An 11972-nucleotide genomic window follows, 5' to 3' on the forward strand; every position below is an offset into this window, starting at 1 on the left:
TTTCACAGCAGGGCTTTACAGCTTAAAATCCGCTCCGTATAGTGCGCGCCATCGACGACGGCAACGTTGTTGATGCTGCCCAGGTGGTGAAATTGGTAGACACGCCAGCTTCAGGTGCTGGTGATCGCAAGGTCGTGGAAGTTCGAGTCTTCTCCTGGGCACCAATTTCAAACTCAAGGTTACGCCTAGAGTCTCCAAAAACCCGCGAAAGCGGGTTTTTGCGTTTCAGGCCTTTGATTTTTAACGAGAATATAGATTTATATTTTTGATATCAGGGGTTTACAGATCAAAAAGCCCTCCGTATAGTTCGCTCCATCAACAGCGCAAGCGTTGTTGATAATGCCCAGGTGGTGAAATTGGTAGACACGCCAGCTTCAGGTGCTGGTGATCGCAAGGTCGTGGAAGTTCGAGTCTTCTCCTGGGCACCAAATTCAGATCAAACCCGCGAAAGCGGGTTTTTTCGTTTCCGAGGTTTAAAAACCTCCCCAGTGATTTCCCCCTCATCCGCACTTGAGAAGTTTTATCGTTTATCCTGCTCATACAAATCGGCAATGATTTGTTGCACTTATACGAGGAAAGCTTCGGATGACCATAAGCAATACCCGTCTCAAAACATCCCTTCTGCGTGGCCTGACCCTCACCCTGCTCAGCCTGACCCTGCTCTCGCCCGCCGCCTATTCCGCCGACAAGGTGTCACTGACCTTGTACAACGGCCAACACAAAGAAGTCGGCGATCAACTCGCCAAGGCCTTCGAAGCCAAGACCGGCATTCACGTCAATGTGCGCAAAGGCAGCAGCAACCAGCTGGCCAGCCAGGTTGTCGAAGAAGGCGACCGCTCCCCCGCTGACGTGATCTACACCGAAGAATCGCCGCCGCTGAACAAACTCGGCGAGCAAGGCCTGCTGGCCAAGATCGACGCCAGCACCCTCGACGTATTACCCAAAGACTATGTAGGCAAAAACGCTGACTGGATGGGCGTGACCGCACGCACCCGCGTCGTCGCGTTCAACCCGAAACTGATTGCCGAAAAAGACCTGCCTAAATCGGTACTGGATTTCGCCGGGCCCGAGTGGCAAGGCAAAGTCGGCTTTGTACCTACCAGCGGCGCCTTCCAGGAACAAGCTGTGGCGATTATCAAGCTGCACGGTCGTGAAGCCGCTGAAGAATGGCTGACCGGCCTGCGTGCTTTCGGCAAGGTGTACAGCAACAACATGGTCGCCCTCAAAGCGGTGGAAAACGGCGAAGTGGCCACCGTGCTGGTGAACAACTACTACTGGTTTGCCCTGAAGAAAGAAAAAACCAATCTGGATTCGCAACTGCATTACTTCACCGATGGTGATGCCGGCGGCCTGATCACCGTGTCTTCCGCTGCCGCACTGAAATCCAGCAAACACCCGAAAGAAGCCCAGCAACTGCTGGCATTCATGACCAGCGAAGAAGGCCAACGCGTAATCACCGATACCTCGGCTGAATACCCGCTGCGCAAGGGTATGGAATCCAACCGTGGCCTCAAGCCTTTCAGCGAGCTGCAACCGCCGAAAGTCACTCCCGCCGACCTGGGCAACGCCGAAGAAGCCCTGGACCTGGAACGTGACGTTGGCTTGAACTGATGAACCCACCGCCACTCGCCCCCACCTTGCGTGGGGATTTCAGCCCGCGACGCAAACGTCCCTCGATCTGGCTGTTACTCCCTGTTCTGTTCCTGGTGGGGTTGAGCCTGTTGCCGCTGCTGTATGTCGGGACCAAGGCTTGGCAGGCGGGCTGGACGGAGGCGGTGCATCTGCTGTGGCGGCCCTATGTATTTGGGCTGCTGCGTAACACCCTGGCCTTGATGGTCGGAGTGACCCTGGCCTGCGGCGTGATCGGCCTTTCACTGGCTTGGCTGCTCGAACGCAGCAACCTGCCGGGCCGACGCATCTGGGGCGTGATCCTGTGCCTGCCGTTTGCGGTACCGGCGTTTGTCAGCAGCTTTACCTGGGTATCGCTGAGCGCCAACTTCGAAGGGCTGGGCGGTGCGATCCTGGTGATGACCCTGTCCAAATACCCGCTGGTGTTTCTGCCGGTAGCGGCAACCTTGCGCAATCTGGACCCGTCCCTTGAAGAGTCGGCCCGCACCCTGGGGCAGAATCGTTGGGGCGTGTTTTTCCGTATTACGCTGCCCTTGCTCTGGCCTTCGCTACTCGCGGGTGCACTGCTGATCGCCCTGCATATGCTGGTGGAGTTCGGCGCGCTGTCGATCATCGGCCTGCAGACGTTCACCATTGCCATCTACCAACAATTCGAACTGGAATTCAGCAATGCCAATGCCGCGATGCTCTCGGCGGTGTTGCTCGTGATGTGCCTGACGCTGCTGTGGCTGGAGCTGCGCGTACGCGGCAAGGGCCGACATGTACGCATCGGGCAGGGCGCGGCGCGGCATGCTGAGCAGGTTCAATTGGGTAAATGGGCGCCACTCGGTCAACTCTACTGCCTGGCGCTGGCGATCATTGGCAGCGGCATTCCTTTGGGGATGCTCGGCTACTGGCTGGCGGTGGGTTCGTCGGCGGCATTTCCCGTGGCCGAAATCGGCGAGGCACTGCTGTCTTCCCTGGCGCTGTCACTGGGTGGCGCCGCGCTTTGCCTGATCCTGGCCGTGCCGGTGGGCCTGCTGGTGGTGCGCTACAAAGGCTCACTGGCGATCTGGGCTGAACGCCTGCCTTATCTGCTGCACGCCCTGCCTGGCCTGGTGATCGCGCTGACGCTGGTGTATTTCGCGCTGCATTATGTGCCGGCGCTGTATCAGACGTCGGCGTTGCTGCTGATCGCTTACGCGCTGCTGTTTTTGCCGCTGGCCCAGGCACCGATTCGCACAGCACTCAACAAGGCAGCACCGCAGCTGGAGGAAGCCGCACGCACACTGGGCGCGTCCTCTTTCAGCGCGTTTTGCCGAGTGACCCTGCCGATTATCTTCCCGGCACTGGGCGCGGCGTTTGCGCTGGTGTTTCTGGATGCGATGAAGGAATTGACGGCGACGTTACTGCTCAGCCCGACCGGGCTGAACACCCTGGCCACCGCCGTGTGGGCGCATACCTCGAATGTGGAGTTTGCAGCGGCGGCGCCTTATGCGGCGTTGTTGATTCTGGTGTCGGGGTTGCCGGTGTATCTGCTTACGACTCGGATGTATCTGAGCCGCTGAAATAGCTTTCGCGAGCAAGCCCGCTCCCACATTTGAAACGTATTCCAATGTGGGAGCGGGCTTGCTCGCGAAAGAGCCCTCCCAGGCGACATCAAGCCCTGAACTGCCCCAGGCTTGCCTTCAACTGCGCCGCCAACCCATCCAGCACCTTGCCACTGGCCGTGGTTTCCACCACCGCCTGCGCGGCGCGCTCGGCCTGGGCGTGAATCACTTCGACCCGCCCACGCACCGCATGCGCGCCTTGAGCCTGATGCTCAGCCGCACGCGTCGCCAAGCCAATCGCCGCATGCACCTGCTCCACCGAAGCCTGCACCGTCTGCTGCAGGCGCACGCTGTCGCGCAGCACTAGCAAGCCTTCGCTCGCCTGACGTCCCGCCTTGCCGATGGTGTCCACCGCCTCACGTGCGCCCTGCTGCAACGCCACGATATGCGCCTGGATATCACCCGTGGAACTCTGGGTTTTGCTGGCCAGGGCACGCACCTCGTCGGCCACTACCGCGAAGCCACGCCCGGTCTCACCGGCACGCGCGGCTTCGATCGCGGCGTTAAGCGCCAGCAAGTTGGTCTGCTCGGCAATGCCGTGAATCACTGTCAGCACCACTTCAATTTGTTCGCTTTGCTGCGCCAAGCGCTCAATAACCTGAGACCCCGCCTGCACCTGCCCCGCCAGCGCTTCGATCAAGCTGCCGACCTCCGCTGAAGTGCGCGAGTTTTCATCCGTTGCCTGGCGGATTTCCACCACCTGTTGCAACGCCGCTTGCATCGCATGGCTTTCGGCCTGGGCCTCGTCTGCCATTTGCGACAGCGCGCGCAAGCTCTCGGCCACTTCATCACGCTGCAAACCGGCTGCCTTGTCGGCACCGGCATTGCGCAAGGTCATGGCGCCGATTTCCACGCCGGTACGCTGGGCCACATCCCCCGCCTCACGCACGATCGGCTGCAACTTATCCACAAAGCGATTGACCGCCGAGGCCATGTCGCCGATTTCATCCTTGCTGCTGATCTGCACGCGCTTGGTGAGGTCGCCCTCGCCCGCCGCCAAGTCATCCATGGCCGCAATCAACAGCTTCAGGCGGTTGACCACACGACGCCCCAGCACGATAGCGATCAGCAGCAACACGCCGAACCCCACCACGGCGAGCCCCATGCCGATACGCCAGCGCAAGGTGCCTGCGGCGTCCTGTACGGCGCTGGTGGTGTTGGCGGTCATCTGGGTGGCGGTGGCTTGCGCCGATTGCAGGCGCGCGCCCATGGCTGACGCACTGTCCGCGGCAGCCCCTTTGAGGCTGTCACCGACCAACTGATCACTGCTGGCGATCAGTGCGGCAAAACGTTTATCGAGCGCTTGCAGATCAGTCTCCACGGACGCCGTCGAAACCCCCATGCGGACTTTGCCGATCTCGACGCCGTTGGGGCTGATCGATGCCTCAACGTAGTAAACAGCAGGATCAGCCTTCGCAGCGTCCAGCACTTTATCCAGGGCGCGGTCGCCCTGCCCTTTCGCCAGCAATGCCTGGTTGATCGGGTTATCACGGTTGAGATAACGGGTCAGATGCTCACCGGCAGCGTCGTCGTAGACCACGAACAACACGTTGGGATTGCGCTGGGCGCGTCGGGCAAACTCCGACAAGGTCGGCACGTCGCTGTCCCACATGGCACGCGGCGCCACCGAGGCCAGCAGTTGCGCCATATCATTGGCGGAGTCTTGCAGGTCTTTTTCCAGGGTCGCACGCAATTGCTTCTGCTCTTCCTGCAGTCGCGTGGAAAGTCCTGCGGTCAGGCGCTGACGGGTACTGGAAGACAGGCTGTCCAGACTCGATGTGACTTCCTTGCCGGCTTGCGCCAGTTCACCGGAGAGTTTCTGACTGTCGATACCCAGGCGATTGCCCAAATCAGCTTCCAATGCAGTGACCGTGCTCCTCGTCAGAGCGACAGCCACCAGCACTTGCACCAAAAGAGCGATACCTAGGGTAACGAACACCGGCCGCAACAGCCGGCTTTGTAACAGTGAGAGAACAGCAGACACTGGGAATCCCTCCACCACGGGTGCCATTAATTTGATAGCACCGCGAAAGAGAGAACCAAAGCAAGGGTCGTGCCGTTTGCCTGGCGCCAATAAAAAAGGGCTCCCGAAGGAGCCCTTTACTTTTTACATCAACAGCTTATTACGCGAACGGATGACGCAGAACGATGGTCTCGTTGCGGTCCGGCCCCGTCGAAATAATGTCAATCGGCGCACCGATCAGCTCTTCGACGCGTTTGATGTAAGCACGAGCGTTGGCTGGCAGCTCTTCCAGGGTTTTGGCACCCACGGTCGATTCGGTCCAGCCCGGCACTTCTTCGTACACAGGCTGCAGGCCCACGTAGCTGTCAGCGTCAGTCGGAGCAACGTCCTTACCTTCTGCATCTTTGTAGCCGACGCAGATGTTGATGGCTTCCAGACCGTCGAGTACGTCCAGCTTGGTCAGGCAAATGCCCGAAATGCTGTTCACATCGATTGCGCGACGCAGGATAACGGCGTCAAACCAACCACAACGACGAGCACGGCCAGTGGTCGCGCCAAACTCGTGACCTTGCTTGGCCAGGTGCGCACCGACTTCGTCGAACAGCTCAGTCGGGAACGGACCCGAACCTACGCGCGTGGTGTAAGCCTTGGTGATGCCCAGGATGTAGTCCAGGAACATAGGACCAACGCCCGAACCGGTAGCAACGCCACCGGCGGTGGTGTTGGAGCTGGTCACGTACGGATAGGTGCCGTGGTCGATGTCGAGCAACGAACCTTGGGCGCCTTCGAACATGATGTCTTTGCCAGCACGACGCAAGTCGTGCAGCTCGGCAGTCACGTCCAGCATCAGCGGCTTGAGCAGCTCAGCGTATTCCTTGCACTCGGCCAGGGTGGTTTCGAAGTCGATGGCGGGTTCTTTGTAATAACCGACCAACATGAAGTTGTGGTATTCCACCAGTTCACGCAGCTTGTCTTCAAAACGCGGCATGTTGAGCAGGTCGCCCACACGCAGGCCACGACGAGCCACTTTGTCTTCGTACGCGGGGCCGATGCCGCGACCGGTGGTGCCGATCTTCAGCTCGCCACGGGCCTTTTCACGGGCCTGGTCCAGCGCTACATGGAAGGACAGGATCAGCGGGCAGGACGGGCTGATACGCAGGCGCTCGCGCACCGGTACGCCTTTCTCTTCCAGCTTGATGATCTCGCGCAGCAGGGCGTCAGGTGCAACCACCACGCCGTTACCGATCAGGCACTGCACGCCTTCGCGCAGGACGCCCGACGGAATCAGGTGCAAGACGGTTTTTTCGCCATCGATGACCAGGGTGTGGCCAGCGTTGTGGCCACCTTGATAGCGCACTACGGCGGCAGCATGTTCGGTCAGCAGATCAACGATCTTGCCTTTGCCCTCATCACCCCATTGGGTGCCCAGGACTACGACATTCTTACCCATAACACTTGTCCTCATTCGCGCAAACTTGGTGCCGGCGATGGCCGGCAGGAATACTCAAGAAGCCAGTGGCGATACTTGCCAAAGCCCGTTCTGCAGAATCAATTGCTGGTCGCAGTCCGCTTCACGGGCGGCGGCCAATGGCTGCCCAGGCAGAGCCTGGACGACACGCTGACCCTCACTGCGCAACTGGCAAACCTGCTGCCAGAGTGCTGCGTCCGTACTGTCGGGCATCCAGATGCCACCAGACGGCAACTCGACCTCAGCACGCCCCAGGGTCACCAGGGTTTTCAAATCGGTAGAAAAGCCAGTCGCCGGACGTGCGCGACCGAAGTCAGCGCCGATATCGTCATAACGACCGCCTTGGGCGATGGCCTGGCCAACACCCGGCACAAACACTGCGAACACCACACCGGTGTGGTAGTGGTAGCCGCGCAACTCGCCCAGGTCAAAATACAGCGGCAACTGCGGGAACCGCGCCGACAACCGTTCGGCAATCGCCAGCACGTCATCCAGCGCCGCCAGCACTGGCGCCGGCGCATTGGCCAGGCGCTCGCGTGCAGCCGCCAACACTTCACGGCCGCCGCACAGGTCAACCAGCGCGCGCAGCATGCCGGCGAGGTCAGCAGGCACACCCTCGGTAAGGGCGATCACTTCATCGATAGCCTTGCGTTGCAGGGCATCGAACAACTGCTGCTCAACTTCCCCCGACAAGCCGGCCGCACGGGCCAGGCCACGGTAGATACCGACGTGACCCAGGTCCATGTGCACATCCGGCACGTCAGCCAGTTGCAGCATGGCCAACATCAAGCTGATCACTTCAACGTCGCTGCTCGGGCTGGCATCACCGTACAACTCGGCGCCCAGTTGAATCGGGCTACGGGACGACGACAAGGCGCGCGGCTGCGCGTGCAGCACGCTGCCGGCGTAGCACAGACGGCTCGGACCTTCGCGGCGCAGGGTATGCGCATCGATACGCGCCACTTGCGGCGTGATATCAGCCCGGAAGCCCATTTGCCGGCCCGATTGCGGGTCGATGACCTTGAAGGTGCGCAGATCCAGGTCCTGGCCCGCGCCGGTCAGCAGGGATTCCAGGTACTCGATATGGGGAGTTACGACAAACTCGTAACCCCAGCTCTGGAACAGATCCAACACCTGGCGACGCGCTACTTCAATGCGCGCAGCTTCTGGTGGCAGTACTTCTTCGATGCCATCTGGCAGCAGCCAGCGGTCTACCGTTGCCATTACGCCATTCCCCTATGATCCGGGCGGCCAGCCCTCGGCCGAGCCTTGAGTGAAGCAGAAAATACCCGGCTCCTGCATAAACAACGCGCAAGAACGACGTGACGAACGGCCTGCAAACGGCCTCGTCGGGCACTTTCCTCGAAAAACCTGTGGCGCCTGCGCAACCAGCAACAATCAAACATGCAGACGCAAAAAAGCCGGGAATTTCCCGGCTGCCGCATCATACACCCGTTTTCTGAAAGGATCACCCCGCCAGGCGTTTTAGCCGCCCGACGGAGTGCTTCCTACAGAGTCACAGGCTGATTACTTGGACTTTTCCAGGTAGCGGAAGAAGTCGCTGCTTGGGTCCAGCACCATGACGTCGGTTTTGTTCGCGAAACTTTCGCGGTAAGCGCGCAGGCTACGGTAGAACGCGTAGAACTCCTGGTCCTGGCCGTAAGCCTTGGCGTAGATCGACGCCGCTTGAGCATCACCATCACCACGGGCCTCTTCAGACTCGCGATAAGCTTCTGCCAGCAGTACACGGCGCTGACGGTCGGCATCCGCACGGATACCTTCAGCCAGCTCGTTACCCTTGGCGCGGTGCTCACGAGCTTCACGCTCACGCTCGGTGCTCATACGCTCGAACACGCTGCGGTTCACTTCCTTCGGCAGGTCGATCGCCTTGACCCGAACATCGATCACTTCGATGCCCAGCTCTTTCTCAGCCATTGCGTTCAACGAGCGCGTGATGTCAGCCATCAGCGCATCACGTTCACCGGATACCACCTCGTGCAGGGTGCGCTTACCAAACTGGTCACGCAGGCCCGACTCCAGACGGCGCGACAAACGCTCGTCGGCAATCTGCTTGAGGCCGGAAGTCGCGGTGTAGAAACGCTCCGCATCCTTGACGCGCCACTTGGCGTAGGCGTCAACCATCACGGCTTTCTTTTCCAGGGTCAGGAAGCGCTGTGTCGGTGCATCCAGGGTCATCAGGCGGCCGTCGAACTTGCGCACCTGGTTCACGTAGGGGACTTTCACATGCAGGCCCGGCTGGACATCCGCCTGGACCACACGACCGAATTGCAGCAACACCGCGCGCTCGGTCTGAGACACGATGTAGAAGCAGTTCCAGGCAGCGATGACCACGACGACGCCCACAATCAGGGCGGTCAGCGATTTATTGCTCATCAACGACTCTCCCTGGTACGTGTTTGCTGTTGCAGCAAGTCAGCGGCCGCACGGGCGCTCGCTTCGTTAGCAGCAGCGTTCGAACCGGTGGACGGCGCGCTGGTGCTGCTACGACCACCCTCGATCATCTTGTCCAGCGGCAGGTACAGCAGGTTGTTCTGCCCACCTTTGCTGCCGGTCACGAGAACCTTGCTGGTGTTGCTGAAGACTTCCTGCATGGTGTCCAGATACAGACGCTCACGCGTGACTTCCGGCGCCTTGCGGTACTCGGCGACCAGCTTGGTAAAGCGATCCGCTTCACCCTTGGCACGCGAAACCACCTCATCGCGGTAACCGTTTGCATCCTCAAGGATACGCTGGGCCTGACCACGCGCTTCCGGCACGACGCCGTTGGCATAGGTTTCGGCCTGGTTACGCGAACGCTGCTCGTCTTCACGGGCGCGGATCACGTCGTCAAAGGCTTCCTGTACTTCGCGCGGTGCAGCTGCGCTCTGTACGTTCACCTGGGTGACGGTGATACCGGTGCGATAGGTATCGAGGAACCGTTGCAGGCGCTCCTTGATTTCGCTGGCCATCAACTCACGACCTTCGGTCAGCACCTGGTCCATGGCGGTGGAACCCACCACGTGGCGCAGGGCGCTTTCGGTTGCGTGTTGCAGGCTGATTTCAGGCTGATCAACGTTCAGCACGAAGTCCTGCAGGTTGCTGATCTTGTACTGCACGGTCAGCGGCACTTCGACGATGTTCTCGTCTTCGGTCAGCATCTGGCCCTGCTTGGTGTAGGCACGCTCACGCGTGACGTTCTCCATGTACTTCTTGTCGATCGGCGGGAAATAGATGTTCAGGCCTGGCCCGACAGTCTCGTAGTACTTGCCGAAGCGCAGCACCACGGCTTGCTCCTGCTCGTCCACCACGTACACGGCGCTGTACAGCCAGACGGCAGCCAGCACGACAAGACCCAGGCCCAGCAGGCCATAGCCGCCGCCCTTGCTTGTGCGACCGCCTTCGTCACCACCGCGTTTTTTTCCACCACCGAACAACCCATTCAGGCTTTCCTGCAGCTTTCGGAAGGCCTCGTCGAGATCTGGTGGCCCCTTGCGGTCGCCATTATTGCGGCGCTTACCACCCCAAGGATCCTGATTATTCGAGTTGCCACCCGGCTCATTCCAAGCCATAGCGCTCTCCATCTGATAAAGCAAAGACGCACCCACGGCGCGCCGACCAATGCTACAGAATGCCTGCTACTGCGGCACAACCGCTTTAGGAGGCTTTTATTGCAAAGTGTGTTGTTCGATGAACTCGGCCGGTACCACACCTTCACGACTGACCAGCCGATTCAGCTCCGAACGCGGCAATCGAACGGCCAGCAAGCTGACACCTTCTTCGTCGTATTCTTCTTTCTGTACCGCGCCCAACTCAAAAAACTGTGCACGCAGTCGAGCAAAACGCTGAGGCAAGCGCAAGGTGCCGACAAACAAATCGCTGCCCAGCAACTCGGCAATGGCCTGTTCAAGCAAATCCAAGCCAGTACCATCGCGCGCCGACAGCCATACCCGCTGGGGCTTGCCGTTCTCATCGCGCTGGATTTGTGGCTCAACGCCTTCAAGCAAATCGAGTTTGTTATAGACCTCGAGGATCGGCAAGTCTTGTGCACCAATCTCGCCCAGCACCAGCATCACCTGCTCGATCTGCAACATGCGATCCGGTTCGGCCGCATCGATCACGTGCAGCAGCAGGTCGGAGTTGCTCGACTCTTCGAGCGTAGACCGAAACGCCTCGACCAGCTTGTGGGGCAAGTGACGAATGAAACCCACGGTGTCGGCCAGGACAATCGGCCCCAGGTCGTCCAGTTCCAGACGGCGCAAGGTCGGATCAAGCGTGGCGAAGAGTTGGTCGGCCGCGTACACGTCCGATTTCGTCACTTTATTGAACAGTGTGGATTTGCCGGCGTTGGTATAGCCCACCAGGGACACGGTAGGGATATCCGCACGCATCCGGCCGCGTCGCGACTGCTCGCGCTGGCTGCGTACCTTTTCCAGGCGCCCCTTGATCTGGCGCAGGCGAACCCGCAGCAGACGGCGGTCGGTTTCCAGTTGGGTTTCACCCGGGCCACGCATGCCGATACCGCCACCTTGACGCTCAAGGTGAGTCCAGCCACGAACCAGGCGGGTGCTCATGTGGTCAAGCTGGGCCAGTTCGACCTGGAGCTTACCTTCATGAGTGCGGGCGCGCTGGGCGAAAATATCGAGAATCAGACCGGTGCGGTCGATCACGCGACACTCGAAAACACGTTCGAGGTTACGTTCCTGACTGGGCGTGAGGGTGTGATTGAAGATCACCAGATCGGCTTCTTCAGCATGCACCAGATCGCGTAATTCCTCGACCTTGCCGCTGCCGATCAGGTATTTGGCGGTTGGCCGATGACGCGGTACGTTAAAAAACGCAACGGTCTCGGCGCCGGCCGAATTTGCCAACTCCTGAAACTCCTGCGGATCTTCGCGCGCCTCAGGGTCCTGTCCATCCAAGTGAACGAGGATTACTCGCTCACCACCACCGTGGCGCTCAAAGAACAAAGGAGACTCCTATCAGGCGTTACCTGGCTCAGCGTCACCCTGTTCGTCACCCGCTGCGCTAGGCAGACGGATAGGACGCACTGGAACGACTGTCGAGATAGCGTGTTTGTAAACCATCTGGCTGACGGTGTTTTTCAGCAGGATCACGAACTGGTCGAACGACTCGATCGTGCCTTGCAACTTGATACCGTTGACCAGGTAGATGGAAACCCCAACTTTCTCTTTACGTAAAGTATTCAAGTAAGGGTCTTGTAGCGAATGCCCTTTTGACATGTGCCGCACTCCTTTAAGGATCAATAATAAAATTCGGAAAATAGATAGCTTATGGCCGTCACACCCCCAAGGATAGACGGCAA

Annotated in this window: 9 protein-coding genes, 2 tRNA genes and 1 pseudogene; 4 read left to right on the plus strand and 8 right to left on the minus strand. The window is 59.6% G+C overall.

The window, feature by feature from the left end; translation table 11 throughout:
• Window positions 1-77 precede the first annotated feature (77 nt).
• The 4 genes from ACLBW8_RS11325 (at window position 78) to ACLBW8_RS11340 (ending at window position 3176) form a co-directional block, all read left to right on the plus strand.
• Window positions 78-164: transfer RNA gene (locus ACLBW8_RS11325), tRNA-Leu, on the plus strand.
• A gap of 177 nt (window positions 165-341) precedes the next feature.
• Window positions 342-428: transfer RNA gene (locus ACLBW8_RS11330), tRNA-Leu, on the plus strand.
• A 157-nt stretch (window positions 429-585) separates the two neighbouring features.
• Window positions 586-1611: an extracellular solute-binding protein gene (locus ACLBW8_RS11335; RefSeq protein WP_064450411.1), complete on the plus strand. Its 1026-nt coding sequence runs from the start codon at window positions 586-588 to the stop codon at window positions 1609-1611.
• The gene (locus ACLBW8_RS11340; RefSeq protein WP_447805385.1) at window positions 1611-3176 is read left to right on the plus strand and encodes an ABC transporter permease; all 1566 of its coding nucleotides are present in this window, start codon (window positions 1611-1613) and stop codon (window positions 3174-3176) included. Before ACLBW8_RS11335 ends, ACLBW8_RS11340 begins: the two co-directional genes overlap by 1 nt.
• A 91-nt stretch (window positions 3177-3267) precedes the next feature.
• On the opposite strand, the gene ACLBW8_RS11345 is transcribed toward ACLBW8_RS11340, so the two are convergent.
• The 8 genes and pseudogenes from ACLBW8_RS11345 to hfq form a co-directional block, all read right to left on the minus strand.
• Entirely contained in the window at window positions 3268-4152 is an 885-nt protein-coding gene (locus ACLBW8_RS11345; protein ID WP_447805519.1) for a methyl-accepting chemotaxis protein, read from the minus strand.
• Between the two features lie 21 nt (window positions 4153-4173).
• A pseudogene (locus tag ACLBW8_RS11350) lies at window positions 4174-5229 on the minus strand (methyl-accepting chemotaxis protein); the annotation flags it as partial.
• 112 nt (window positions 5230-5341) lie between these two features.
• Window positions 5342-6631: an adenylosuccinate synthase gene (locus ACLBW8_RS11355; RefSeq protein WP_064450408.1), complete on the minus strand. Its 1290-nt coding sequence runs from the start codon at window positions 6629-6631 to the stop codon at window positions 5342-5344.
• 54 nt (window positions 6632-6685) lie between these two features.
• Window positions 6686-7873 carry an ATP phosphoribosyltransferase regulatory subunit gene (locus tag ACLBW8_RS11360; RefSeq protein WP_407015871.1) on the minus strand — a complete coding sequence of 396 codons (1188 nt, stop codon included), beginning with the start codon at window positions 7871-7873 and terminating at the stop codon, window positions 6686-6688.
• Between the two features lie 303 nt (window positions 7874-8176).
• Window positions 8177-9043, minus strand: coding sequence for a protease modulator HflC (gene hflC, locus ACLBW8_RS11365; RefSeq protein WP_003217510.1), 867 nt, complete (start codon window positions 9041-9043; stop codon window positions 8177-8179).
• On the minus strand, window positions 9043-10218 hold the full coding sequence (gene hflK, locus ACLBW8_RS11370; protein WP_012721916.1) for an FtsH protease activity modulator HflK: 1176 nt from the start codon (window positions 10216-10218) through the stop codon (window positions 9043-9045). Before hflK ends, hflC begins: the two co-directional genes overlap by 1 nt.
• Before the next feature lie 96 nt (window positions 10219-10314).
• Window positions 10315-11616: a ribosome rescue GTPase HflX gene (gene hflX, locus ACLBW8_RS11375; RefSeq protein WP_432751193.1), complete on the minus strand. Its 1302-nt coding sequence runs from the start codon at window positions 11614-11616 to the stop codon at window positions 10315-10317.
• A 12-nt stretch (window positions 11617-11628) separates the two neighbouring features.
• Window positions 11629-11889, minus strand: a complete 261-nt coding sequence (gene hfq, locus ACLBW8_RS11380) for an RNA chaperone Hfq (RefSeq protein ID WP_003188059.1) — start codon at window positions 11887-11889, stop codon at window positions 11629-11631.
• Window positions 11890-11972: the final 83 nt, after the last annotated feature.

The sequence above is a fragment of the Pseudomonas sp. M5A4_2d genome, assembly GCF_053345295.1.

What these genes read in the sequence shown, in the direction of transcription:
- ACLBW8_RS11335 (WP_064450411.1), top strand. Translation starts at nt 586, where the DNA reads ATGACCATAAGCAATACCCGTCTCAAAACATCCCTTCTGCGTGGCCTG.
- ACLBW8_RS11340 (WP_447805385.1), top strand. Translation starts at nt 1,611, where the DNA reads ATGAACCCACCGCCACTCGCCCCCACCTTGCGTGGGGATTTCAGCCCG.
- ACLBW8_RS11345 (WP_447805519.1), bottom strand. Translation starts at nt 4,152, where the DNA reads ATGGCCTCGGCGGTCAATCGCTTTGTGGATAAGTTGCAGCCGATCGTG.
- ACLBW8_RS11355 (WP_064450408.1), bottom strand. Translation starts at nt 6,631, where the DNA reads ATGGGTAAGAATGTCGTAGTCCTGGGCACCCAATGGGGTGATGAGGGC.
- ACLBW8_RS11360 (WP_407015871.1), bottom strand. Translation starts at nt 7,873, where the DNA reads ATGGCAACGGTAGACCGCTGGCTGCTGCCAGATGGCATCGAAGAAGTA.
- hflC (WP_003217510.1), bottom strand. Translation starts at nt 9,043, where the DNA reads ATGAGCAATAAATCGCTGACCGCCCTGATTGTGGGCGTCGTCGTGGTC.
- hflK (WP_012721916.1), bottom strand. Translation starts at nt 10,218, where the DNA reads ATGGCTTGGAATGAGCCGGGTGGCAACTCGAATAATCAGGATCCTTGG.
- hfq (WP_003188059.1), bottom strand. Translation starts at nt 11,889, where the DNA reads ATGTCAAAAGGGCATTCGCTACAAGACCCTTACTTGAATACTTTACGT.